Genomic DNA, 23,005 nt, shown 5'->3' on the forward strand with positions numbered 1-23,005 from the left:
TCCTCCTCCTTCCGACAGAAAGGGCCGCACCGTGGCACAGCCCCGTCACGCCTCCCCACAGTGGTGGCGCTCCGCCGTCATCTACCAGGTGTACGTCCGCAGCTTCGCGGACGGCGACGGCGACGGCACCGGCGACCTCACGGGCGTCCGCGCCCGGCTGCCGTACCTCGCCGAACTCGGCGTGGACGCACTGTGGTTCACGCCCTGGTACGTCTCCCCGATGAAGGACGGCGGCTACGACGTCGCCGACTACCGCGCCGTCGACCCGGCGTTCGGCACCCTCGCCGAGGCGGAGAAGCTCATTGCCGAGGCCCGTGAACTGGGCATCCGCACCATCGTCGACATCGTGCCCAACCATGTCTCCGACCAGCACCCGTGGTTCCGTGCGGCCCTCGCCGGCGGCCCGGAGCGCGCGCTGTTCCACTTCCGCCCGGGACGCGGCCCGCACGGCGAACTCCCGCCCAACGACTGGCGGTCCGAGTTCGGCGGCCCCGCCTGGAGCCGGTTGCCCGACGGCGACTGGTACCTCCATCTCTTCGCCCCCGAGCAGCCCGACCTCGACTGGTCCCACCCGGCCGTGCGCCAGGAACACGAGGACATCCTGCGCTTCTGGTTCGAGCGCGGTGTCGCCGGCGTCCGCATCGACTCGGCCGCCCTCCTGGTCAAGGACCCGGACCTGCCGGACTTCGTCGAGGGCGAGGTGCCGCACCCGTACGTCGACCGCGACGAACTCCACGACGTCTACCGCTCCTGGCGCGCCATCGCGGACGAGTACGGCGGCATCTTCGTCGGCGAGGTCTGGCTCCCCGACACCGAACGCTTCGCCCGCTACCTGCGCCCCGACGAACTCCACACCGCCTTCAACTTCTCGTTCATGACCTGCCCCTGGGACGCCGGGCGGCTGCGCGCAGCCATCGACGAGACGCTCGCCGAGCACGCCCCCGTCGGCGCCCCCGCGACCTGGGTGCTGTGCAACCACGACGTGACCCGCACGGTCACCCGATACGGCCGTGCCGACACCGGCTTCGACTTCGCCACCAAGGCCTTCGGGACCCCGACGGACCTCACCCTCGGCACCCTCCGGGCCAGGGCGGCCGCACTGCTGTCGCTCGCCCTGCCCGGAGCCGTCTACGTCTACCAGGGCGAGGAGCTCGGCCTGCCCGAGGCCGACATCCCCCGCGACCGCATCCAGGACCCCATGCACACCCGCTCCGGTGGCATCGATCCGGGCCGGGACGGCTGCCGGGTGCCGTTGCCGTGGGCGGCCGAGGCGCCGTACGCGGGCTTCGGCTCACGCGAGGAGCCGTGGCTGCCGCAGCCCGCCGACTGGGCCGCGTACGCCGCCGACCGACAGGCGGCGGATCCCGGTTCGATGCTCGCTCTCCACCGCCGTGCGATCGAGCTCCGGCCGGCGTTCGGCGACGGCCCGCTGACCTGGTTGCCCGCACCGGACGGCGTGCTCGCCTTCACCCGAGCGCGGGGCGCGACCTGCGTGGTGAACCTCGCCGACGCGCCCGCCGACCTGCCCGCCCACACCGAACTCCTGCTCGGCAGCGGCCCTTTGGACATCGAGGGGCGGCTGCCCAAGGACACCGCGGTCTGGCTGCGCGCCTGACACCGCGGCCCGCTCATCCCCGTACCCCCACCACGAAGGGATCAGCACATGCAGCAGTACACGCACAGATCTGTCAGGCCCATGACAGTAGCGGCATCGGCCGCCATGGTCGTCGCCCTCGCCGGTGGTCTGCTCACCGCGATGGCTCCCGCCGCCCACGCGGCCGCCGGCGCCACCCTGCCCTTCACCTCGGTCGAGGCCGAGTCCGCCACCACGACCGGCGCCAGGATCGGCCCCGACCACACCCAGGGCACCCTCGCCTCCGAGGCCTCCGGACGCCAGGCCGTACGCCTCACCGCCGGTCAGCGCGTCGAGTTCACGGTCCCGCGGGCCGCCAACGCCGTGAACGTCGCCTACAGCGTCCCCGACGGCCAGTCCGGCACCCTGGACGTGTACGTCAACGGCCAGAAGATCGCGAAGACCCTCGCGGTCACCGCCAAGTACTCCTACGTCGACACCGGCTGGATCCCGGGCGCCAAGACGCACCACTTCTACGACAACGCCCGGTTGCTGCTCGGCCGGAACGTGCAGGGGGGCGACAAGGTGGCCTTCCAGGCGACGGGCACCCAGGTGACCGTCGACGTAGCCGACTTCGAGCAGGCCGCGGCTCCGACGGGGCAGCCCGCCGGATCGGTGTCCGTCACCTCCAAGGGCGCCGACCCCAGCGGCCAGGGCGACTCGACCCAGGCCTTCCGCGAGGCCATCGCCGCCGCGCAGGGCGGGGTGGTGTGGATCCCGCCGGGCGAGTACCGGCTGACCTTGTCCCTGAACGGTGTGCAGAACGTGACCCTCCAGGGCGCCGGGCACTGGCACTCGATCGTGCGCAGCTCCCGCTTCATCGACCAGTCCAGCTCCTCCGGGAAGGTCCACATCAAGGACTTCGCGGTGATCGGCGAGGTCACCGAGCGGGTCGACTCCAACCCCGACAACTTCGTCAACGGCTCGCTGGGGCCGGGGAGTTCCGTCTCCGGCATGTGGCTCCAGCACCTCAAGGTCGGCCTCTGGCTGATGGGCAACAACGACAACCTCGTCGTCGAGAACAACCGCTTCCTCGACATGACCGCCGACGGACTCAACCTCAACGGCAACGCCCGCGGTGTCCGCGTCCGGCACAACTTCCTGCGCAACCAGGGCGACGACGCGCTCGCCATGTGGTCGCTGTACGCGCCGGACACCGACAGCAGTTTCGAGAGCAACACGATCACGCAGCCGAACCTCGCCAACGGCATCGCGATCTACGGCGGCACCGACATCACCGTCAAGGACAACCTGATCTCGGACACCAACGCCCTGGGCAGCGGCATCGCGATCTCCAACCAGAAGTTCCTGGACCCTTTCCACCCGCTGGCCGGCACGATCACCGTCGACGGCAACATGCTGGTCCGCACGGGCGCGATGAACCCCAACTGGAACCATCCGATGGGCGCCCTGCGCGTCGACTCCTACGACAGCGCCATCGAGGCGAACGTCCGGATCACCGACACCACCATCACGGACAGCCCGTACAGCGCCTTCGAGTTCGTCTCGGGCAGCGGGCGTGGCTTCGCGGCCAAGAACATCACCGTCGAGGGCGCGACCGTGCGCAACACGGGCACGGTCGTCGTCCAGGCCGAGACCCCGGGTGCCGCCACCTTCCGCAACGTCACGGCCTCCGGCGTAGGCGCCGCGGGCATCTACAACTGCCCCTACCCGTCCGGCTCCGGCACCTTCACCCTCACCGACGGCGGCGGCAACTCCGGCTGGAGCAGCGCCTGGTCCGACTGCTCGACCTGGCCGCAGCCCGGCCAGGGCAACCCCGACCCCGACCCGGCCCGCAACCTCGCCAAGGGCCGCCCGGCCTCGGCCACCGGCTCGCAGGACGTCCACACGCCCGGCAGGGCGGCCGACGGTGACGCGAACAGCTACTGGGAGTCCGCCAACAACGCCTTCCCGCAGTCCTGGACGGTCGACCTCGGCACCGCGGAGGCCGTCCGCCGGCTGGTGCTGAAGCTGCCGCCGCAGCCGGCCTGGCAGGCCCGCACCCAGACACTGTCGGTGCAGGGCAGCACGGACGGCTCGACGTACTCGACCGTGGTCGCGGCGAAGGACTACCGCTTCGACCCGGCCACCGGCAACACCGTCACCGTCTCCCTGCCGAGCGGCACGAACCTGCGCCACCTGCGGCTGCACGTCACCGCCAACACGGGATGGCCCGCAGCCCAGTTCAGCGAGGTGGAGGCGTATCTGTCCTGACCGTCTCCGGCACCGCGTCCTGAGGCGTTCCGCGCTTCGCCGCCTGGATCTGCTCGTACACATGCGTACGCAGCTCGGCGAAGCGCGGATCCACCCGGGTGTGCAACTGGTCGCGCTCGGCGGGCAGATCGACCTTCAGCTGCTCCTGGACGACGGTGGGCGACGCGGACAGGACGAGGACCCGCTCGCCCAGGTACACGGCCTCGTCGATGTCATGGGTGACGAACAGGATCGTGATGCCGCGCTCCCGCCACAGCCCCAAGACCAGATCCTCCAGATCGGCCCGCGTCTGCGCGTCCACCGCCGCGAACGGCTCGTCCATCAGCAGCACACGGGGCTCGTAGGCCAGCGCCCGGGCGATGGCGACCCGCTGCTGCATACCGCCGGACAGCTGCCACGGATAGGCCTGGACGGCATCCGCCAGCCCGACCGACTCCAGCGCGTCCCGCACCAGCTCGCGCCGCCGTGTCCTGCTCAAGTCCTTCTGTTTGAGCGCAAGTTCGACGTTCTCGCCGACCCGCATCCAAGGGAAGAGGCTGCGCCCGTACTCCTGGAACACGAACGCCATCCCGGGCGGCGGCCCGGTCACCCTCCGCTGTTCCAGGCGCACCTCACCGCCCGTCGGCGTGAGCAGTCCGCCGATGCACTTCAGCAGCGTCGTCTTGCCGCAGCCCGACGGGCCGACCAGACACACCAGTTCGCCGGCGTCGACGGTGAAGGTGAGGTCGCGGACCGCCTCCACCCGCCGCCCCGACCCCTCGTAGACCTTCCGCAGGCCGGATACGGCAAGAAGCGCGTGCATGGACCGCCCTTTCACGAGGTTCACGGCGACCGCCGGGCCGAGGCGCGCAGACCGTGGTACCAGCCGAGCACCCGCCGCTCGACCAGCTGGAAGAGGACCGACAGCACAAAGCCGAGCAGGCCGAGCACGAGGATGCCGGTCCACATGTCCGGGATCGCGAAACCGCGCTGGAACTGGACGATGGTGAAGCCGAGCCCGTTGCTGGCGGCGAACATCTCACTGATCACCATGAGGATGATGCCGATGGACAGGGCCTGGCGCAGGCCCGCGAAGATCTGCGGGCTCGCCGAGCGCAGGACCACCTTCCGCAGCCGCGCCACACCCGTGATGCCGTACGACCGTGCGGTCTCCGCCAGCACCGGGTCCACCGCCCGCACGCCCTCGACCGTGTTGAGCAGGACCGGCCACACGCAGCCGCTCGCGATCACCGTGACCTTCATGGTGTCGCCGATGCCCGCGAACAGCATGATGACCGGCACCAGCACCGGCGGCGGCACCGCTCGCAGGAACTCCAGGACCGGCTCGCACACCGCCCGCACCCGCCGGTAGGAGCCGATGACGGTACCGAGGGCCACGCCCACGACGGCCGCCGACACGTAGCCGCCCGTCAGCCGCAGCACGCTGGGCAGGACGTCCGCACGCAGCCGCTCCGCCGTCCATACGTCCGGGAAGGCCTCCAGGATCGTCCGCAGGGGAGGCCAGTACACGTCCTTGCTGCCGGCCGACGCCACCCACCAGACCGTGACCAGGACGGCCGGCAGCGCGCCCACGAACACCACCCGCAGCAGTACGCGCGTCACACGGCCACCTCCCCGCGCACCGACTGATGCCAGGCCAGCGCCCGTCGCTCCACCGTCCGCGCGCCCACGTTGATCAGCAGCCCGAGCAGCCCGGTCACCACGATCAGCGCGTACATCTCGGGCACGGCCTGCGAGGCCTGCGCCACCCCGATGAGCTTGCCCAACCCCGGCGCACCGATGACGAGTTCGGCGGTGATGGCAAGGATCAGCGCGACGGCCGCCGCCAGCCGCACGCCGGTCATGACGTACGGCAGCGCGGTCGGCCACAGCACATGCCGGATCCGCGCCCAGGTGCCGAGGCCGTACGACCGCGCCGTCTCGTCGGCGACGGGGTCGACGTCCTGGACGCCGTACAGGACCTGGATCAGCACCTGCCAGAACGAGGCGTAGACGACGAGCAGCAGCACCGAGCGCAGTTCGGTGCCGTACAGCAGCACCGCGAGCGGGATCAGGGCCACCGACGGGATGGGGCGCAGGAACTCGATCGTGGAGGCCGTCACCTCGCGCAGATACGGCACGACCGAGACGACCACGCCCACCACGATGCCCGCGCAGGACGCGATCGCCAGGCCCAGCGCCCACCCGCTGAGCGTGTCGCCGAGGGCGCTCCAGAAGGCCGCGTCGGTGACCTCGTCCGCGAGCGCCCCCGCGATACGGCTGGTCGGCGGGAAGTAGGCCTCCTTGACCAGACCGAGCCGCGGCACCGCCTCGCCCAGGGCGAGGAAGGCCGCGAGGCCGGCCGCACCGAGTGCGACGTTCACGCCCTTCACGGCAGCAGGGCGTCCAGGTCGGGCGTCTTCTTGAACAGGCCGTCCTCCTCGCCGAGCTTCATGAGGGCCTCGATGGAGGAACGGTTCGGCTCGGCGGGCCACTTCGGCAGGATCACCTGGTCCAGCACCGGCGCCGGGATCTTGGTGTACGTCGTGACGATCTGCCGCGCCTCGTCCGGATGGGCCTCGGCGTAGGCGAGGGACTCGGCGGTGGCCTCCTGGAACTTCTTGACCACGTCCGGGTTCTGCTGCGCGTACTGCGTGGAGGTGAAGTACATCGCGACGGTGAGCTCCGGCGCGACGTCGATCAGGGGCGAGGCGATCTCGCGGCCGCCCTGGCTCCTGATGGTGGCGGTCGCCGGCTCGACCACGCAAGCGGCGTCGATCTGGCCCTGGTCGAGAGCGGCGGGCATCTGGTCGAAGGGCATCTCGACGAGGTTCACCTTGTCCGGGTCGCCGCCCGCCTCGCGCACCGCCTGGCGCACCGCGGTCTCGTTGATGTTCTTCAGGGTGTTGATGGCGACCTTCTTGCCCTCCAGTTCCTTCGCCGACTTGACGGGGCTGTCCTTCTTGACCATGAGGCCGTTGAAGTCCTTTCCCCGCACACCGGTCGACGCGATGCCGTTGGCGACGGCCTTCACGGGGACGCCGTTGCTCTGAGCGACCATCAGAGACGTCACGTTGCTGAACCCGAACTGGAACTGCCCGCTGGCCACGCCGGGGACGATCGCCGCGCCGCCCTGAGCGGCGGTGAACTCCAGCTTGAGGCCGTGCTTTTCGAACAGCCCCTTCTGCTGGCCGAGATACAGCGGCGCGACATCGACGATCGGGATGACTCCGAGCTTGACGGTGGTGACGCCGCCGGACGACGCGCCCGCGTCCGGCGAACCGTCGTCGGACGAGCCACAGGCCGTCGCGACGAGCAGCAGGGCGCCGGCGGTGAGACCGGCCGACAGACGACGCATGGCTCCTCCTGTACAGACAACGGTGCAGCGGTGTTCCGACAGGTTGTGCGCAAGGCGCACAGTAGTGCGCGGGAACGCTCTGCGGGAAGGTAGAAGTCTCAACGGAGACAAGGCAATTGACGGGGCACGGGCGAGGCGCGGCAGGCTGGCACGGGGCGTCGCCGACAACATTGTTGACACTATTGGAGGTGGCGATGCTTCCGGCAGACCGCGCACCACACTTCGTGAAGTCCTTCGAGCGTGGCCTCGCCGTCATCCGCTGCTTCGACGCCGACCACCCCGCCCGCACGCTCAGCGAGGTCGCCCATACCTGCGACCTGACCCGCGCGGCCGCCCGCCGGCTGCTGCTGACCCTCGCCGACCTCGGCTACGTCCACCAGGACGGCCGGCTCTTCCGCCTCACCCCGCGCGTGCTGGAACTCGGCTACTCCTACCTCTCCAGCTACACGCTGCCCCAGATCGCCGAGCCGCATCTCGAGCAACTCGTCGCCCGGGTACGGGAGTCGTCGTCGCTGTGCGTCCTGGACGGCGACGACATCGTGTACGTGGCGCGGGTGCCGACCCGTCGCATCATGACGGCGTCGATCACGGTCGGGACCCGCTTCCCCGCGTACGTGACGTCCGTGGGCCGGGTGATCCTCGCCCATCTGCCGGACGAGGAGGTCGAACTCCGCCTGCAGGACGCCGAGTTGAAGCCCCTGACCGCGCGCACCATCACCTCGCCGGACGCCCTGCGCGCGGAACTGGGCCGCGTGCGCCGGCAGGGCTACGCCGTCGTCGACCAGGAGCTGGAGGAGGGGCTCAGGTCGGTCGCCGCCCCGGTGCGGGACCGGGACGGCGAGGTGGTCGCGGCCGTCAACATCGCCGTGCACGCCGGACGCAACTCGGTCGACTCCGTGCGCAGCGACCTGCTGCCGCACTTGCTGGCGACCGTCGCCGGGATCGAGGGCGACCTCACCATCACAGGTCCAGGACGAGCCGCTTTCCCCGGCAGCGGGACACACAGATCATCATCGTCTCGCCGCTCTCCTGCTCCTCCGGCGTGAGGACGGAGTCCCGGTGGTCGGGAGCGCCGTCGAGGACATCGGTCTCACAGGTGCCGCAGGTGCCCTCGGTGCAGGAGAAGAGCAGCTCGATGCCGGCGGCGCGCACGGTGTCGAGGACGGACACACCCGGCGCGACGGTGAGCGTCAGCCCGCTCTGCGCCAGCTCCACGTCGAACTCCCCGTCCTCACCGACCGGTTGCTCCTTCGCCCGGAACCGCTCGACACGCAGCACCCCGGACGGGCAGCGCGCCTCCACGGCGTCCAGCAGGGGACCGGGACCGCAGCAGTAGACGAGGGTGCCGGTCGGGACGGCGTCGAGCACCGAGGCCAGGTCCAGCAGCCCGGACTCGTCCTGCGGAGCGACGGTCACCCGTTCACCGTACGGACCCAACTCCGCGGCGAACGCCATGGACTGACGAGTGCGCCCGCCGTACAGCAGCGTCCACGCGGCGCCCGCCGCCTCGGCCGCGGCCAGCATCGGCAGGATCGGGGTGATGCCGATGCCGCCGGCGATGAAGAGATAGCGGGGAGCGGGCTCCAGCCGGAAGTGATTGCGCGGCCCCCGTACCCGTACCTTGTCACCCTGCCCCACCTGCTCGTGCACATGGGCGGATCCTCCGCGCCCGTCCGGCTCCCGCAGTACGGCGATCCGCCAGGCCGTGCGATCGGCCGGATCGCCGCACAGCGAGTACTGGCGCTCCAGCTCCGGCCCGAGCACGACGTCGATGTGCGCGCCGGGCTCCCAGGCGGGGAGCTGCTCGCCCAGCGGGTGGCGCAGGGTGAGGGCGAGGACGCCGTCGGCCGCGAACTCCCGGTGCTCGACGACGAGTTCGGCTTCGTACACGTCACTCATGAACTGGTTCCTCGCGGCTCGTGTGCCTGGAGCCGGTGTCCCTGGGGGTGGGCGAGCATCCACTCCCACATCTCCACCGGATCCTGCGCGGTGTGCTCGCGGCCGCAGTGACACGTGCCGTGCAGGACGTCGGTGCCCGGCAGCCAGTCGATGCGGTAGATCTCACCGGTGGGACCGCTCACCGGACCTTCTCCGTCTCCATCGGCTTCGCGCCCTCCTCGACCAGCCGGGCGAGGATGCGCCGGGCCGCCAGGCCACCGGTGTCGATGTTGATGCTCAGCTCCTGATAGCCGTGGCGCTCGGTGCCGAGGGTCTGCTGGAGGAGGTTGAGGGCGGTGACGTCCTGCATGACGACGGTGTGGTTGTTGCCGCGCAGGAACTCGGTGACCTCGTCGTCGTCCGTCGCCCAGTCCCGCGAGACCGCCCAGAAGTCGTACACCTTGCCGTCGCCGGACGGCGTGATGGCGTACGTGATCTCGGTGTGGAAGCCGTTCGGGTCGCTGCCGTCAGCCTCGGGCAGCACGCCGACCGGGGCGATACGGCTGTGCAGCAGATACAGGCAGGGGGCGTGGTACTCGATGTCCTGCCAGCGCGTGATCCGGCCCTCTGTCCCGGTCGACCTGGCGTAGAACGGCGGGCACTCGGCGTCGTCCATGTGCCGGCTCACCCGGACGATCCCGGCGCCCTCGTCGACCTCCGTGGTGATCGGCGTCTCGGCCACCTCGGGGGTGCCGATGTAGCCGCCGTGGAGATAGGTCTCGTGGGAGAGGTCGAGGAGGTTGTCGACCAGCAGGCCGTAGTCGCAGTCGATCGGCTCCATGCCGCGCACGGTGACCCAGCCGGGGGAGTCGAGGTGCCCGGCCCGCGGGATGCTCTGCGGGTCGGCGAGCGCCGGGTCGCCGATCCACACCCAGATCAGCGAGTCCTGCTCGACCACCGGGTACGAGGCGACCCGCGCGGTGCGCGGAACGCGTTTCTGTCCAGGCACATACACACACGTCCCGGAGGTGTCGTACGTGAACCCGTGGTACCCGCACACGATCCGGTCCCCGTCGAGCCGGGTCGGCGCCTCGGACAGCGGGTAGCGGCGATGCACACACCGGTCGTGCAGGACGACCGGGGACCCCTCCTCCTGCGTGCGGTAGAGCACGAGGGTTTCTCCGAGAACGGTCCGACCGAGGAGCTCGCGTCCGACCTCGTGGCTGTAGGCGGCGACGTACCACTGGTTCCTGGCGAAGGCGGTGGTGTGAGGCATGGGGTTCCCGTCCCTGTCGGCGGGGCTCCGTCGCCCCGCGTGCCGTGGTTGGCATCAGGGTCGTGACGGCCGCGACCGCCGCGCAAGGCGACTTCTGCCAGGCGGAAGGGCAGGCCCTACTCAAGGCTCAGCTGACGCAGATTGGTCCTGGTGAGCTCAAGGACCTCGTCACCGCGCCCGGACAGGACGGTGCGGGTGGCGAACAACGTGAAGCCCTTGATCTGCTCAAGCGTGAGTTTGGGAGGCAGCGAGAGTTCCTGACGCTCCGTGTGGACGTCGACCAGTGCGGGCCCGTCGTGTGCGAAGGCCTCCTGCAACGCCTCCTCCAGTTCGTCCGCGCGTCGGACACGGGACGCGTGCAGCCCGGCCGCGCGGGCCAGGGCGCTGAAGTCAGGATTCTCCAGACCAGTGCCGTAGGTGACGACGCCCGCCGCCTTCATCTCCAACTCGACGAAACCCAGCGCCGAGTTGTTGAAGACGACGACCTTCACCGGGAGGTCCAGCTGCCGCAGTGTGCTCAGCTCTCCGAGCAGCATCGCCAGGCCGCCGTCGCCCGAGAGCGCGATCACCTGGCGGCCCGGATGGCTGGCCTGAATCCCGATCGCGTGCGGCAGGGCGTTGGCCATCGAGCCGTGGTTGAAGGAGCCGATCAGCCGCCGTGCCCCGTTCATGCGCAGATAGCGCGCCGCCCAAACGGTGGGTGTGCCGACATCCGCGGTGAAGGCCGCGTCACCGGCAGCCAGCCGGTCGACGGCGGCGGCGACGTACTGCGGGTGCAGCGGGGAGTCGGTGGGCTTGGCCTCGGCCAGCCGGTCCAGGCGGGAGCGCACCCGCCGGTAGTGGCCCGTCATCGTCTTCAGGAAGCTGTCGTCACCCCGACGTTCGAGGAGGGGAAGCAGCGCCTGGGCGGTGTCCTTGACGGTCCCGACCAGAGGTACCTCCACCGGCGTACGGCGGCCGATGTGCTCACCCCGCACGTCGACCTGCACGACGGACGCCTTGCGCGGATAGAACGAGCGGTAGGGGAAGTCGGTGCCCAGCATCAGCAGCGCGTCGCAGTGCTCCATCGCCCGGTAGCCGGAGCTGTAGCCGATCAACCCGGTCAGTCCGACGTCGTAGGGGTTGTCGTACTCCAGGAACTCCTTGCCCCGCAGCGAGTGCACCATGGGCGCCTTCAGCGCCTCGGCCAGTGCCACGGCCTCGTCGTGCGCCCCTTGGCAGCCGGCCCCGGCGAGGATCGTCACCCGGTCGGCCGCGTTGAGGACCTGCGCCGCTCGGGCCAGTGCGGCGTCGTCCGGCCGGATGTGGGACGACGTCCTGAGCACCGGGTGCTGAGCGGGCTTGTCGGGCGCCGGCGCCAGGAACAGTTCGCCGGGGACGACCAGCACCGCCACTCCGCTGCGTTCGAGGGCGGCGCGCGCAGCCATTGCCAGGAGCCAGGGCACCTGTTCCGGCATGCTCGCCAGTTCGCAGTACACACTGCACTCACGGAACAGCAGCTGCGGATGCGTCTCCTGGAAGTACTCGCTGCCGATCTGCTCCTGGGGAATCTGCGCGGCCACCGCGAGCACCGGCACCCGGCTGCGCTGCGCGTCGAACAGGCCGTTGATCAGGTGCAGGTTGCCTGGCCCGCAACTGCCGGCCGCGACCGCGAGGCGCCCCGTCACGCCTGCCTCGGCAGCGGCGGCGAAGGCCGCGGCCTCTTCGTGCCGGACATGTCCCCACGCGATGGTGCCGTCACGGCGCAGAGCGTCGGTGAAGCCGTTGAGGGAGTCGCCGGGCAGGCCGTACACCCGTCGTACGCCGGACGCCTTGAGCATGGAAACGATCAGGTCAGCAACCGTGTCGGCCATGATGTGACGTCCTCCTGACCCGGGCTGCGGTCGGCCGGAGGCCGAGGAGCCGGTTGAACACGCTCACCGTCACCAGCGCGTAGGCGAGGTGGGGAACGATGTCGGCGGCCCAGGCGGTCGCGGCCCAGGTCCGCGGATCGGTCACCCCCAGTACGGTCATGGGCCCGTTGGTGGCCACCAACGCCCCCACCACGCCCACCGCGTACTGGGTACTTCGAGCCGGACGCCAACCGGCCGCATGCCCCAGCCCCAGCACCACGCCCATACCGGTCCCGGCAGCCAGGCCGGTCAGCGCGCCGAGAGCCGTGGTGCGGTTCTCCTGGGCCTCACCCTCGCCGGGGACGCGCACGTGAAGCTTCTGCGCCAGCTTGCGTACGGTCGTCTCGGGCGTCGAACTGGCCGCCCGGCCCCGTAGGACCATGTCGCCGTAGGAGACCACGTTGAGCGCCGTCGTCCCCGCGGCCCCGGCGGCGGCGCCGTAGAGCAGTGGACCTGTGACACACACCATGGAAGTCCTCCTCCCGGCTGTTCGGGAGCCGGGCACGCCGGACTGCCCCGCAGCCCGCGGAACGCAGGGGGGATCCGCTCCCTACCTCCACCATGCGCCACCTCCGCCTCGCACGCCACGGGACGACGAGCTCGGGCAGCGGCGTTTTCAGGGGGCGGGCCTCGGGTCGATCCACAACGCTTCTGAGACGGCGCACAGTTCGCCCCCGGCCGTCGCGAGTGCCACTCCCATGGTGTGTTTGCGTCCGGACTCCGACCGCAGCCACGCGTACGAGATGTAGGGCTCACCGACGGCGACCGGCCGCAGAATCGTGCCCGTCAGCGAGGCGGTGACCGCTCCTGGGCGCAGGGTGCCGAGGAAGCGGCCCGCCCAGTGTCCCGGGCAGTCCAGGGCACCCCAGACCAGCGGGGCCGGGAGCCGGCCGTCCGGGTCGGCGAAGGCGGGGGACGGGGTCCAGGCGGAGGCCACCAGGCCGAGGTCCGGCACCGGCGTGCCGTGCACCCGCAGACCGCGGTCTGCGGTACGCAGCCCGCAGCCGAAGCAGTCGACCACACCCGACGGCGGCGCAGCCCGGAACCTCTCGGCCGCGGCGGCCGCCTCGTCCCAGGAGGGCGCGGCAGGCGCGTCGACCGGCAGCTCGGCGGGGCGTGCCGCGGCGAGGGGCCGCTCGGCCTCGCCCAACTCCACGCCGCCGTCCGCCGTTTCGGCGATCCGCACGGGCACCTCGACCGGCACCGGCCCTCGGAAGTCCACCCGTACCGTCCGTGCCCCGGACTGCTCCGCCAGCACACCGGCGACGTACCCGCCGAAGGCCACCTCGGGGTAGCCGACGTACAGCTCGGGCACCACGATCGCGTCACTCGTCGTCATGATCCCCACCTCACCACACCCGAGGACCGAGATCATGGCGACGGGCTGCACCGGCAGCCCGTCACCGACCCCGGCCCGGGCTCAGAGCGCCCCAGCCGCACTGTGCAGGTTCTTCGCCGCCAGGGCGAGCCCCTCCGTCTGCGAGTACGCCGCGTCCTCGTGCTCGATGTTCACCGCCATGTCCGGGTCGATGTCGGCGAGGGCCCACAGGAAGTCGGTCCAGCGTACGGGGGGCCGTCGCCGGGCCTCGCTGACCCGGCGCCTCGCGCAACTGCGGTGCCATGCCGGGGAGTTCAGCGCTCCAGAGGCTTGTGGGCCGTCTCCGGGAGGCGCAGGTACACGAGCGACGAGCCGAGGCACAGGGCGGCGACGTACCAGGGGAACAGATCCGCGTGACCCAGCTCCTTGAACAGCGTGCCGACGTACGGCGCCGTACCGCCGAACATCGCGACCGTCAGTGAGTACGGGAACCCGATGCCCGCCGCCCGCACCCGGGGCGGAAACACCTCGGCGTTCACGGCCGCACTGATCGAGGTGAACCCGGTCAGCAGCACCATGCCCGCGCACTGCACGAGCAGCAGCACCGCGAACGAGTCGCGCAGGGCGTGCAGCAGCGGGACCGTGAGGAGGGCGAAGCCCAGGCCGAAGAAGAGCAGCAGGGGGCGGCGGCCGAAGCGGTCGGAGAGGAGGCCGCCGAGGGGCTGGAGCAGGGCGAAGAAGGCGAGCGAGATCGTGCCCGCCAGCAGCGCGTCCGACTTCTCGATGCCGGCGTTGAGTTCGGCGTACGTCGGCAGGTACGAGGTCCATGTGTAGTACGCGATCGTGCCGCCCGCCGTGATCCCGCAGATCAGCAGGGACTGGCGAGGGTGGCGGCGCAACGCCTCGAACAGGGCGGGGCGCGGGGCCCGTTGCTGCTCGGTGCTCCTCGTCTCCTGCGCGCCCTGCCGGATCCAGAAGCCGACCAGGCTGAGCACGGCACCGAGGACGAACGGCACCCGCCAGCCCCAGCCGTTCATCTGCCCGTCGCTCAGTGTGTTCACCAGCAGCGTCGCGATGCCCGAGGCCACGAGTTGCCCGGCCGTCGTCGACACGTACTGGAAGCTGGAGAACAGCCCGCGGCGGCCCGGTCCCGCCGACTCCACCAGGAAGGTCGTCGACGCCGCGAACTCGCCGCCCACGGACAGGCCTTGGAGGAGACGGGCGAGGACCAGGATCACCGGAGCGAGGACGCCTGCCGTCTCGTAGGTCGGGGTCAGACCGACCAGCAGGCTGCTGCCGCCCATCAGGAGGATGGTGACCGTCAGCGCGGCGCGCCGCCCGCGGCGGTCGGCGATCGCGCCCATCACCAGCCCGCCCACCGGCCGCATGAAGAAGCCCACCGCGAAGACCGCGAACGTCGACAGCAGCGGCACCAGGGAGTTGTCCGCGCTCTTCGGGAAGACCTCGGCCGCGATGTAGGTGGCGAGGAACGTGTAGGCGTACCAGTCGTACCACTCCACGGCGTTGCCGACGGAGGCGGCGAGGAGCTGGCGTACGGGCCGTTGTGCCGGCGGGGATACCGTGCGCGTCGTCTCTGTCATGATCGCGACCATCCCCGCGTCCCGGTCCCGGCACACCTCACGTACCCGCGACTTTCACACGAGCGCCACCGGACCCTTCCCTGACGTTTGGTGCTCCTGGAACACTCCTTCCGCGCGCATTCCGTCACATGCCGTCCGGTCAAATCACCCCCTATGGGAAGAGGTCCCTCACCCATGCCCGAAGTCAATCGCCGCAGATTCCTCCAAGTCGCGGGCGCGACCACGGCGTTCACTGCTCTGTCGAGCAGCATCCAGCGGGCCGCCGCCCTCCCGGCGAACCACCGCACGGGGTCGATCGAGGACGTCGAGCACATCGTCGTCCTGATGCAGGAGAACCGTTCCTTCGACCACTACTTCGGCCAGCTGCGCGGCGTCCGCGGCTTCGGCGACCCGCGCCCGGTGGCGCAGGACGGCGGAAAGTCGATCTGGCACCAGTCGAACGGCAGCAAGGACGTCCTGCCGTTCCACCCGGACGCCGACGACCTCGGCATGCAGTTCCTCGAGGGCCTGCCGCACGGCTGGAACGACGGTCAGCAGGCGTACAACGGCGGCAAGTACGACAAGTGGATCCCCGCCAAGGGCACCACGACCATGGCGTACCTGAACCGCGAGGACATCCCCTTCCACTACGCCCTCGCCGACGCCTTCACCATCTGCGACGCCTACCACTGCTCGTTCATCGGCTCCACCGACCCGAACCGCTACTACATGTGGTCGGGCTACACGGGCAACGACGGCACGGGCGGCGGACCGGTCCTCGGCAACGACGAGCTCGGCTACGGCTGGACCACCTACCCCGAGCGCCTGGAGCAGGCGGGCGTCTCCTGGAAGATCTACCAGGACATCGGCGACGGCCTGGACGCAGCCGGCTCCTGGGGCTGGATCGAGGACGCCTACCGCGGCAACTACGGCGACAACTCGCTGCTGTACTTCAACAAGTACCGGAACGCCCAGCCCGGCGACCCCTGGTTCGACAAGGCCCGCACCGGCACCGACGTCAAGAACGGCGACGGGTACTTCGACCAGTTGAAGGCCGACGTCAAGGCCGGCAAGCTGCCGCAGATCTCCTGGATCGCCGCCCCCGAGGCCTTCACCGAGCACTCCAACTGGCCCTCGAACTACGGCGCCTGGTACATCGCCCAGGTCCTGGACGCCCTCACCTCCAACCCGGAGGTCTGGTCGAAGACGGCCCTGTTCATCACCTTCGACGAGAACGACGGCTTCTTCGACCACGTGGTGCCGCCGCTGCCGCCGAAGGACGCCTCCAAGGGCAAGTCCACCGTCGACGTCTCGCTCGACCTCTACAAGGGCGACAGCAAGCGTCCGGCCGGCCCCTACGGCCTCGGTCCGCGGGTGCCGATGCTGGTCGTCTCGCCGTGGAGCAAGGGCGGTTACGTCTGCTCCGAGACCCTCGACCACACCTCGATCCTGCAGTTCATGGAGCGCCGCTTCGGGGTCAAGGAGACCAACATCTCGCCCTGGCGCCGCGCCATCTGCGGCGACCTGACCTCGGCCTTCGACTTCTCCTGCAAGGACAGCCGCCCGGCCGCGCTGCCGGAGACGGACGAGTACGAGCCGCCGGACCGCGAGCGTCACCCCGACTACAAGCCGACACCGCCGGCCGACCCGGACATGCCGAAGCAGGAGCGCGGTCTGCGTCGGGCCCGTCCGCTCAAGTACGCCCCGCACGTGGACGGATCCGTCGACGCGGCGGCCGGCAAGTTCACGCTGACCTTCGCCTCCGGTGCCCAGGCCGGTGCCGCCTTCCACATCACCTCCGGCAACCGCACCGACGGCCCCTGGATGTACACCACAGAGGCCGGCAAGAGCATCGCGGACACCTGGAACTCGGCGTACTCGAACGGCTCGTACGACCTGACCGTGCACGGCCCCAACGGTTTCGTGCGCTACTTCAAGGGCTCGAACAAGACGGCCGGCCCCGAGGTCACCGCCCGGCACAAGGGCGACGACATCGAGCTGACCTTCACCAACAAGGGAACGGCGAGCGTGCGCCTGAAGATCGCCAACGGGTACGGCGGCCGCCCCGCGACGGTGACGGTGCGGCCCGGCGACACCGCGCGTCGCATCGTCGACCTGCAGGGGAGCCGGCGCTGGTACGACCTGACCGTCACCACGGACGCCGACCCGAAGTTCCTGCGGCGCTTCGCCGGGCACGTCGAGAACGGGCGGCCGGGTGTGAGTGACCCGGCGATCATCACGGACTAGTCCGGATCGCAGTACCGCTCAGTGTGCTGTGAGGTGCCCCGGCTCCGGTTGCCGGGGCACCAACGCCGGTGCCGGGGCAGGCGACTCGGGCGTCGGCGCCGGTGACAGTGCCGCCGACCTCTCAGCCTCCAGGGCCAGCACGGCGGCGACGGGGTGGTCGTCGTCCGCAGCGGGGCCGGGCGCGGCAGGCGCCGGGGAAGCGGGCTCGGGGGTCGCCCGGCTGAGCAGCACCACACCCCGGGACGCCAGTCCCGCCCCGGCCAGCGCGAGCAGGATGCCCGCCGCGCCGCCCTGCAGGCGTTCGCCGAGCAGGACCAGCCCGATGACCGCGGCCGCCATCGGGTTGGCCAGCGTCACCACCGCGAGCGGGGCGCCGAGGCCGCCCCGGTAGGCGGTCTGCGACAACAGCAGCCCGCTTGCCGCAAGGGCCGCGACCAGCAACGCCACCCCGACCACCTGAAGGCTGAGCAGCGGGGCCGAGTGGTCCGTCGCGGCCACCGTGACCGTCTGCGTGAGCGCCGAGGCCACCCCGGAGGCGAAGCCGGACGCGGTCGCGTGCCGCAGTCCCGGCCGGGCGCCCGGCCGCGACAGCATGCCGATCAGCATCACGGTCACCGCGGCGACCGCCAGCGCCTCGGACGTGCTCAGTACGTCGTCGGGCGCGGGCCCGGACGCCGTGACGAGGATCGCGCCCAGGCCGGCGAGCGTCAGCGCCGTACCGCGCCACTCGACCGCGCTGACCCGTCGCCCGGCGAGGCGCGCGCCCAGCGGCACCGCGGCCACGAGGGTGAGCGCGCCCAGCGGCTGCACCAGGGTCAGCGGACCGTACTTGAGGGCCACTACGTGCAGCAGCGCGCCGGAGCCGTTGAGCAGGACCGACCCCCACCAGGCGCCGGAGCCCAGCAGCCGCAGCAGACCCGACCCCGCCGCGCGGGAGGCCAGCCGCTCCTGGGCCACGGCCGCGGCGGCGTAGGCGACGGCGGAGAACAGCGACAGGACGACGGCGAGGACGGTGGCGTTCATCGGCCCGCCCCCACGAGTACGGCTTCCTCGTCGGCGCCTTCCTCACCGCGGGGCGCCGGTACGAGCCTGTCCGCGCCGCGTCCGGCCGTCGTCGCCGTGCGCTGCGGCAGCTGTGTCACCGCGAGCGCGATGCCGAGCATGGCGGTGGCCACGATCGCGTCGAGCCAGTAGTGGTTGGCCGTGCCCACGATGACCAGCAGGGTCACCAGCGGGTGCAGCAGCCACAGCCACCGCCACCGCGAGCGGGTCGCCACGATCAGGCCGATCGCCACCATCAGCGCCCAGCCGAAGTGCAGCGACGGCATCGCCGCGAACTGGTTCGAGAGGTGGTCGGTCTCGGGCGAGCCGTACACGGAGGGGCCGTACAGCTGCCCGGTGTCGACCAGGCCGGTCGCGGCCAGCATGCGCGGCGGGGCGAGCGGGAACGTCAGATGCACCACCAGGGCGGCGGCGGTGACGACGGCGAGGACGCGGCGGGCCCAGACGTAGTGCGCGGGGCGCCGCAGGTAGAGCCAGATCAGGAAGGCCGCGGTGGCCGGGAAGTGGACGGTCGCGTAGTAGGTGTTCGCGACGTGTATGAGCGTGTCGCCGTGCAGCAGCAGGTTCTGCACCGAGCCCTCGCCGGGCAGGTGGACGGTTCGTTCCAGGTCCCATACGCGGTCCGCGTTGTGGAAGGCCTCGCCGGTGTGGCCCGTGGCGAGCTGCCGGCCGAACTTGTAGACGAGGAAGAGCCCTGCGACAAGCAGGAGCTCACGGACGAGCGGAGGCCGCGCTATCGCGTCGGTCTCCGCCCGGGCAGGCTCGGTGCGGGCATTCATTCCCCCGGCCCTTTCGCTGACGGTGGGTGGTGCTGGGTGGTGCTGGGCTGAGCTTTCGAGCTCATGACTGCTGGGGCTCGGCGAACTCATCGGTACGGCGACGTACCGAAACGCCACTGTACCGATACGCCACTGTACCGATACGGGCGCGTTCCGGTACAGTGGCGTATCGATAGACGTGCGACACACTGGAAACGCGGCCTCCGTCACCCCGCGAGGCCGCCCCACCCGAGCGAGGAGAAGAGCCATGACGTCGCAGGCCGCGGACGGACCGGAGACGGTCGCCGCCTCGCGCCGCTCCAAGATCACGCCCGAGCGTGAGCGGGAGTTCTTCGACGCCGTGCTCGAACAGATCCGCGCCTGCGGCTACGACGCCGTCACCATGGAGGGCGTCGCCGCCAGCACGCGGTGCAGCAAGTCCACGCTCTACCGGCAGTGGGGGACCAAGCCCCAGTTCGTGGCGGCGGCCCTGCGCTCCAGCCGGCTCACGCGCTTCGACGGCATCGACACCGGCACGCTCGCCGACGACCTGCGCGAGGCCGCGCGGGCCGCGGGGGCGTGGTCGGCCAAGGACACGCGACTGTTCCAGGCGCTCGGGCACGCCGTGATGGAGGACCCGGAACTCAAATGCGCCCTGCGTGAGGCACTCATCGACCCCGAGATCGAGGCGCTGAGGCAGATCCTGAGGCGTGGGGTCCAGCGCGGGGAGGTCGCCGCCGGCCATCCGGCCCTGGAGTACGTCCCCGCGCAGATCTTCGGCGTGCTGCGGGCACGTCCCGTGCTGGAGGGCGAGGACGCCGACCCCGACTACCTCGTCCGTTTCGTGGAGGCCGCCGTGCTGCCCGCACTGGGCCTCACCTGAGACTCAGGCCGCCGTCCACGGGATGACTGGACGGTGACCTGTTCGCGCCGCACCGTGGGGACGGGGGCGGCGCGCACCCCCCGGCCGGGTGGGGTTCCCCTTGAGCGGAGGGGCGCCCCACCCGGCCGCATCATGTGCGGGGCACGGGGGGGAGCGGTCGGGGTGTGTCAGACGTCCTGGCCGTTGCCGCCACCGGTGGACACCTTGATGCCCTTGGTGATCTCATCGATCAGCGACTGCTTCTCACCGACGTCGACGCCGAAGCGGACCACGACCATCTGCTGCGCCCTCGCGGGCGAGGGGAAGGCGAGCGACTCGACGTAGCCGTCGACGCCCTTGCTCGTGATCGCCTTCCAGCGGACCAGGTAGCCCTTCTGTCCGGCCACGGTCACCGCCTTGGAGGCCAGCACCTCGTGCGAGGTGATCTCTCCGTAGCCCTTGCCGTAGGACTCCTCGGCGTTCGCCTCGATGTCCGCCTTGGCGACCTCCTCGGCCGTGTCGCCCTTGGTGCCGTGCGCGAGGGCGGGAGCGGAGTACGCGCCACCCTTCTGGCAGCTCTGGGAGGTGTCGGCGGGGCACTTGTACGTCTCGTCCGAGGCGACGTTCGCGCCCCAGCCGCTCTCCTGTCCGTACCAGCCGTCCGGGATGGGGATGCTGATCCCGTTCACGGCGTCGGTCACCGAACCGCTGTCCACCTTCGGCGCCTCGGACTCTTCGGGTGCGGGCGACTCCCCGCCGGAACCGCCGTCGCCGCCCCCCGAACCGCCGTCGCCGCCGTTGCCGCCGCCGGAGTCGCCGAAGGGGCCGCCCTGGCCGCCACCGGGTCCGCCCTGCCCGCCGGACCCCTGCTGCGGGGAGTTGGCGCTGCTGCCACCCGAGCCGTCGTCGGCGGTCAGCGCGTACACGCCGACACCGATGCTCGCGAGGACCACGGCGGCCACTCCCACGGCTATGCCGGTACGCAGACGGCGCCGCCCGCCCGACTGCAACTGGCCCGGATAACCGGGATGTGCCGGATACGCCGGATAAGTGCCCGCCGTCGGCAACTGCTCCGGAGGGCCCCACACGTCGGCCGACCCCGCGGGCCGGACCTGGTCCGTCCATGCCTTGCCGTCCCACCAGCGCTCGGTGGGCGGACCGTCACTTTTCTGGCCGGGGTCGGGGTACCAGCCGGGAGGAGTCACCTGCGTCATGAGCCCACCGTATGAGGTGTCGGTGAAAGCCGGATGAGAGGATCCGGCCCCGGCGGGCTCGGATTTCGGCCCGAATCACTCCAGGACCAGCCGTACCGGGCGCTCCTGCGCGGGTGGCGGAAGCCGCAGTCCGTCCCGGCCCGGGGTGATCGAACCGAGCACGCGCGCGTGCCGGGCTCCGGTGGCGGACGGCACGGTGCCGGGCAGTCCGTGCGCGGTCAGGAACCCCAGCACCGCGAAGGCGTACGCCTCCTTCGCGGCCGACGGCAGCCCCAACTCGTCGGACGTGCGCAGGGCCACCCCCGGCAGCCGTTGCCCGAGCATCCTCATCAGTACGGGGTTGCGCGTCCCGCCGCCCGAGGCGATCACCTCCGTCGCGCCCATCGCCCGCACGGCGTCGGCGACCGTCCGTGCCGTGAGCATGGTCAGCGTGGCGACGACATCCTCGGCGGGCAGCGTCCCGAACCCGGCCAGTGCGTCCCGCAGGTGGCCGAGGTGGAAGAGCTCCTTACCCGTCGTCTTGGGTGCGGGCAGCGCGTAGTACGGCTCCTCCAGCAGTCGCAGCAGCAGCGGTTCATGGACGCTGCCGCGACCGGCCAGCGCCCCGTCCACGTCGTACGCCAGCCGTCCCCCGCTGAACCCCCGCGCCGCGGCGTCGATCAGCGCGCAGCCCGGCCCGGTGTCGAAGGCGGTGCCGTCGGGCGCGGTGAGGTTGGCGATCCCGCCGACATTGAGGGCGACGGGCGTGCCCGGCCGGCCCCGCAGCCACAGCAGGTCGACGAGGCTGACCAGCGGTGCGCCCTGTCCTCCCGCCGCGATGTCGCGCGGCCGGAAGTCGGCGACCACGGGCAGCCCGGTCGCCTCGGCGATCCACGCGGGCTGCCCGAGCTGCAGCGTGCCGTGCACCTGTCCGTCCTCGGCCCAGTGGTACACGGTCTGCCCGTGCGAGGCGACCAACTCGGCTCGCCCACCGCACAGTTCACGATCCGCCCGCACCGCCGCCCCGGCGAAGGCCTGCCCGATCCGCGTATCCAGCCGACACACCTCCGCCATCGAAACCACCCCCGGAGGCAGTGCCTCCGCGATCACCTCCCGCAACGCCTCGTCGTAGGCCTCGCTCACCAGCCCCAGCGTCTTGAGAACCAGGCTGTCGCCGACGAGGTTCAGGTCGGCGGCCGCGGCGTCGATGGCGTCGTGGGAGGTGCCCGACATCAGGCCGATCACTCGCATTCGCTCAGCTCGCCTTCCGTTTCGGCTGGGATGTCCTGGCCGGCGCGAGGACGTTCACCGGGCAGGCAGCCGGACAGCTCGCGGTCCGCCGGGGCAGCCATCGCCGTGCGCGCCCGGCGCAACGCTTCGGCATGAGCCTCGTTCACCAGCCCCGGCGTCTTGAGGTCCAGGCTGTCGCCGACGAGGTTCAGGTCGGCGGCTGCGGCGTCGATGGCGTCGTGGGAGGTGCCCGACATCAGGCCGATCACTCGCATTCGCTCAGCTCGCCTTCCGTTTCGGCTGGGATGTCCTGGCCGGTGCGAGGACGTTCACCGGGCAGGCAGCCGGACAGCTCGCGGTCCGCCGGGGCAGCCATCGCCGTGCGCGCCTGGCGCAACCCTTCGGCACGAGCCTCGTTCACCAGGCCCGGCGTCTTGAGGTCCAGGCTGTCGCCGACGAGGTTCAGGTCGGCGGCTGCGGCGTCGATGGCGTCGTGGGAGGTGCCCGACATCAGGCCGATCACTC

Annotated in this window: 22 protein-coding genes; 5 read left to right on the forward strand and 17 right to left on the reverse strand. The window is 71.0% G+C overall.

Features of this window, described 5'->3' with window-relative positions; all coding sequences use genetic code 11:
- Window positions 1–31: 31 nt before the first annotated feature.
- Together ACZ7M7_RS13500 and ACZ7M7_RS13505 are read left to right on the forward strand one after the other, a co-directional pair.
- Window positions 32–1,615, forward strand: coding sequence for a glycoside hydrolase family 13 protein (locus ACZ7M7_RS13500; protein WP_472115877.1), 1,584 nt, complete (start codon window positions 32–34; stop codon window positions 1,613–1,615).
- Window positions 1,616–1,696: 81 nt separating this feature from the next.
- Complete coding sequence (locus ACZ7M7_RS13505; protein ID WP_472115880.1) at window positions 1,697–3,847, forward strand: discoidin domain-containing protein; 2,151 nt, start codon at window positions 1,697–1,699, stop codon at window positions 3,845–3,847.
- On the opposite strand, the gene ACZ7M7_RS13510 is transcribed toward ACZ7M7_RS13505, so the two are convergent.
- Genes ACZ7M7_RS13510 through ACZ7M7_RS13525 form a run of 4 tightly spaced genes read right to left on the reverse strand, consistent with a single transcriptional unit; the run spans window position 3,819 to window position 7,184 of the window.
- Entirely contained in the window at window positions 3,819–4,649 is an 831-nt protein-coding gene (locus ACZ7M7_RS13510; protein ID WP_472115883.1) for an ABC transporter ATP-binding protein, read from the reverse strand. The genes ACZ7M7_RS13505 and ACZ7M7_RS13510 overlap by 29 nt on opposite strands.
- Before the next feature lie 20 nt (window positions 4,650–4,669).
- Entirely contained in the window at window positions 4,670–5,449 is a 780-nt protein-coding gene (locus ACZ7M7_RS13515; protein WP_472115886.1) for an ABC transporter permease, read from the reverse strand.
- Window positions 5,446–6,219 carry an ABC transporter permease gene (locus ACZ7M7_RS13520; RefSeq protein ID WP_383622153.1) on the reverse strand — a complete coding sequence of 258 codons (774 nt, stop codon included), beginning with the start codon at window positions 6,217–6,219 and terminating at the stop codon, window positions 5,446–5,448. Before ACZ7M7_RS13520 ends, ACZ7M7_RS13515 begins: the two co-directional genes overlap by 4 nt.
- Window positions 6,216–7,184, reverse strand: a complete 969-nt coding sequence (locus ACZ7M7_RS13525; RefSeq protein ID WP_472115889.1) for an ABC transporter substrate-binding protein — start codon at window positions 7,182–7,184, stop codon at window positions 6,216–6,218. Before ACZ7M7_RS13525 ends, ACZ7M7_RS13520 begins: the two co-directional genes overlap by 4 nt.
- 194 nt (window positions 7,185–7,378) lie before the next feature.
- On the opposite strand from ACZ7M7_RS13525, the gene ACZ7M7_RS13530 reads away from it, so the two are divergent.
- Window positions 7,379–8,230 (forward strand): IclR family transcriptional regulator domain-containing protein, encoded by an 852-nt coding sequence (locus ACZ7M7_RS13530; protein ID WP_472115892.1) that lies wholly within the window; start codon window positions 7,379–7,381, stop codon window positions 8,228–8,230.
- Here ACZ7M7_RS13530 and ACZ7M7_RS13535 read toward each other — a convergent pair.
- The 7 genes from ACZ7M7_RS13535 to ACZ7M7_RS13565 all read right to left on the reverse strand — a co-directional run bounded on the left by ACZ7M7_RS13535 (window position 8,145) and on the right by ACZ7M7_RS13565 (window position 15,161).
- Window positions 8,145–9,083, reverse strand: coding sequence for a PDR/VanB family oxidoreductase (locus ACZ7M7_RS13535; protein ID WP_472115895.1), 939 nt, complete (start codon window positions 9,081–9,083; stop codon window positions 8,145–8,147). The two genes, ACZ7M7_RS13530 and ACZ7M7_RS13535, sit on opposite strands and share 86 nt — an antisense overlap.
- Complete coding sequence (locus ACZ7M7_RS13540; protein WP_472115898.1) at window positions 9,080–9,265, reverse strand: hypothetical protein; 186 nt, start codon at window positions 9,263–9,265, stop codon at window positions 9,080–9,082. Before ACZ7M7_RS13540 ends, ACZ7M7_RS13535 begins: the two co-directional genes overlap by 4 nt.
- The gene (locus tag ACZ7M7_RS13545; protein ID WP_383600652.1) at window positions 9,262–10,338 is read right to left on the reverse strand and encodes an aromatic ring-hydroxylating dioxygenase subunit alpha; all 1,077 of its coding nucleotides are present in this window, start codon (window positions 10,336–10,338) and stop codon (window positions 9,262–9,264) included. Before ACZ7M7_RS13545 ends, ACZ7M7_RS13540 begins: the two co-directional genes overlap by 4 nt.
- A 116-nt stretch (window positions 10,339–10,454) precedes the next feature.
- Window positions 10,455–12,191 (reverse strand): ubiquinone-dependent pyruvate dehydrogenase, encoded by a 1,737-nt coding sequence (gene poxB / locus ACZ7M7_RS13550; RefSeq protein ID WP_383600649.1) that lies wholly within the window; start codon window positions 12,189–12,191, stop codon window positions 10,455–10,457.
- Entirely contained in the window at window positions 12,172–12,699 is a 528-nt protein-coding gene (locus ACZ7M7_RS13555) for a hypothetical protein (RefSeq protein ID WP_472115901.1), read from the reverse strand. The genes poxB and ACZ7M7_RS13555 overlap by 20 nt, the downstream gene beginning before the upstream one ends.
- A gap of 147 nt (window positions 12,700–12,846) precedes the next feature.
- Complete coding sequence (locus tag ACZ7M7_RS13560; RefSeq protein ID WP_383600643.1) at window positions 12,847–13,569, reverse strand: hotdog fold domain-containing protein; 723 nt, start codon at window positions 13,567–13,569, stop codon at window positions 12,847–12,849.
- A 293-nt stretch (window positions 13,570–13,862) separates the two neighbouring features.
- On the reverse strand, window positions 13,863–15,161 hold the full coding sequence (locus ACZ7M7_RS13565; protein WP_383600628.1) for an MFS transporter: 1,299 nt from the start codon (window positions 15,159–15,161) through the stop codon (window positions 13,863–13,865).
- 162 nt (window positions 15,162–15,323) lie between these two features.
- Here ACZ7M7_RS13565 and ACZ7M7_RS13570 point away from each other — a divergent pair, with 162 nt between their 5' ends.
- Window positions 15,324–17,375 (forward strand): phosphocholine-specific phospholipase C, encoded by a 2,052-nt coding sequence (locus ACZ7M7_RS13570; RefSeq protein ID WP_472115904.1) that lies wholly within the window; start codon window positions 15,324–15,326, stop codon window positions 17,373–17,375.
- 18 nt (window positions 17,376–17,393) lie between these two features.
- Here ACZ7M7_RS13570 and ACZ7M7_RS13575 read toward each other — a convergent pair whose 3' ends face one another.
- Together ACZ7M7_RS13575 and ACZ7M7_RS13580 are read right to left on the reverse strand one after the other, a co-directional pair.
- Window positions 17,394–18,398, reverse strand: a complete 1,005-nt coding sequence (locus ACZ7M7_RS13575) for a DMT family transporter (protein ID WP_383622121.1) — start codon at window positions 18,396–18,398, stop codon at window positions 17,394–17,396.
- The gene (locus ACZ7M7_RS13580) at window positions 18,395–19,216 is read right to left on the reverse strand and encodes a phosphatase PAP2 family protein (RefSeq protein WP_472115908.1); all 822 of its coding nucleotides are present in this window, start codon (window positions 19,214–19,216) and stop codon (window positions 18,395–18,397) included. The genes ACZ7M7_RS13575 and ACZ7M7_RS13580 overlap by 4 nt, the downstream gene beginning before the upstream one ends.
- 247 nt (window positions 19,217–19,463) lie before the next feature.
- Between ACZ7M7_RS13580 and ACZ7M7_RS13585 the strand changes: the two genes are divergently transcribed.
- A complete protein-coding gene (locus tag ACZ7M7_RS13585; RefSeq protein ID WP_383600617.1) occupies window positions 19,464–20,078 on the forward strand; it encodes a TetR/AcrR family transcriptional regulator in 615 nt (204 codons plus the stop codon).
- Window positions 20,079–20,245: 167 nt separating this feature from the next.
- Here the strand turns inward: ACZ7M7_RS13585 and ACZ7M7_RS13590 are convergent, their stop codons facing one another.
- From ACZ7M7_RS13590 to ACZ7M7_RS13605, 4 genes are all read right to left on the reverse strand, one after another.
- Window positions 20,246–21,271, reverse strand: a complete 1,026-nt coding sequence (locus tag ACZ7M7_RS13590) for a DUF2510 domain-containing protein (protein WP_472115911.1) — start codon at window positions 21,269–21,271, stop codon at window positions 20,246–20,248.
- A gap of 75 nt (window positions 21,272–21,346) precedes the next feature.
- Window positions 21,347–22,501 carry an anhydro-N-acetylmuramic acid kinase gene (locus tag ACZ7M7_RS13595; RefSeq protein ID WP_472115914.1) on the reverse strand — a complete coding sequence of 385 codons (1,155 nt, stop codon included), beginning with the start codon at window positions 22,499–22,501 and terminating at the stop codon, window positions 21,347–21,349.
- On the reverse strand, window positions 22,492–22,749 hold the full coding sequence (locus ACZ7M7_RS13600) for a hypothetical protein (RefSeq protein ID WP_472115917.1): 258 nt from the start codon (window positions 22,747–22,749) through the stop codon (window positions 22,492–22,494). The genes ACZ7M7_RS13595 and ACZ7M7_RS13600 overlap by 10 nt, the downstream gene beginning before the upstream one ends.
- Window positions 22,746–23,003 carry a hypothetical protein gene (locus ACZ7M7_RS13605; protein WP_472115920.1) on the reverse strand — a complete coding sequence of 86 codons (258 nt, stop codon included), beginning with the start codon at window positions 23,001–23,003 and terminating at the stop codon, window positions 22,746–22,748. The genes ACZ7M7_RS13600 and ACZ7M7_RS13605 overlap by 4 nt, the downstream gene beginning before the upstream one ends.
- Window positions 23,004–23,005: the final 2 nt, after the last annotated feature.

It is taken from the genome of Streptomyces sp. NPDC111606 (genome assembly GCF_055656945.1).

Coding starts and splice junctions, on each gene's coding strand:
- ACZ7M7_RS13590 (WP_472115911.1), bottom strand. CDS start 21,271: ATGACGCAGGTGACTCCTCCCGGCTGGTACCCCGACCCCGGCCAGAAA.
- ACZ7M7_RS13535 (WP_472115895.1), bottom strand. CDS start 9,083: ATGAGTGACGTGTACGAAGCCGAACTCGTCGTCGAGCACCGGGAGTTC.
- ACZ7M7_RS13525 (WP_472115889.1), bottom strand. CDS start 7,184: ATGCGTCGTCTGTCGGCCGGTCTCACCGCCGGCGCCCTGCTGCTCGTC.
- ACZ7M7_RS13575 (WP_383622121.1), bottom strand. CDS start 18,398: ATGAACGCCACCGTCCTCGCCGTCGTCCTGTCGCTGTTCTCCGCCGTC.
- ACZ7M7_RS13570 (WP_472115904.1), top strand. CDS start 15,324: ATGCCCGAAGTCAATCGCCGCAGATTCCTCCAAGTCGCGGGCGCGACC.
- ACZ7M7_RS13510 (WP_472115883.1), bottom strand. CDS start 4,649: ATGCACGCGCTTCTTGCCGTATCCGGCCTGCGGAAGGTCTACGAGGGG.
- ACZ7M7_RS13595 (WP_472115914.1), bottom strand. CDS start 22,501: ATGCGAGTGATCGGCCTGATGTCGGGCACCTCCCACGACGCCATCGAC.
- ACZ7M7_RS13565 (WP_383600628.1), bottom strand. CDS start 15,161: ATGGTCGCGATCATGACAGAGACGACGCGCACGGTATCCCCGCCGGCA.
- poxB (WP_383600649.1), bottom strand. CDS start 12,191: ATGGCCGACACGGTTGCTGACCTGATCGTTTCCATGCTCAAGGCGTCC.
- ACZ7M7_RS13505 (WP_472115880.1), top strand. CDS start 1,697: ATGACAGTAGCGGCATCGGCCGCCATGGTCGTCGCCCTCGCCGGTGGT.
- ACZ7M7_RS13555 (WP_472115901.1), bottom strand. CDS start 12,699: ATGGTGTGTGTCACAGGTCCACTGCTCTACGGCGCCGCCGCCGGGGCC.
- ACZ7M7_RS13545 (WP_383600652.1), bottom strand. CDS start 10,338: ATGCCTCACACCACCGCCTTCGCCAGGAACCAGTGGTACGTCGCCGCC.
- ACZ7M7_RS13580 (WP_472115908.1), bottom strand. CDS start 19,216: ATGAATGCCCGCACCGAGCCTGCCCGGGCGGAGACCGACGCGATAGCG.
- ACZ7M7_RS13560 (WP_383600643.1), bottom strand. CDS start 13,569: ATGACGACGAGTGACGCGATCGTGGTGCCCGAGCTGTACGTCGGCTAC.
- ACZ7M7_RS13530 (WP_472115892.1), top strand. CDS start 7,379: ATGCTTCCGGCAGACCGCGCACCACACTTCGTGAAGTCCTTCGAGCGT.
- ACZ7M7_RS13585 (WP_383600617.1), top strand. CDS start 19,464: ATGACGTCGCAGGCCGCGGACGGACCGGAGACGGTCGCCGCCTCGCGC.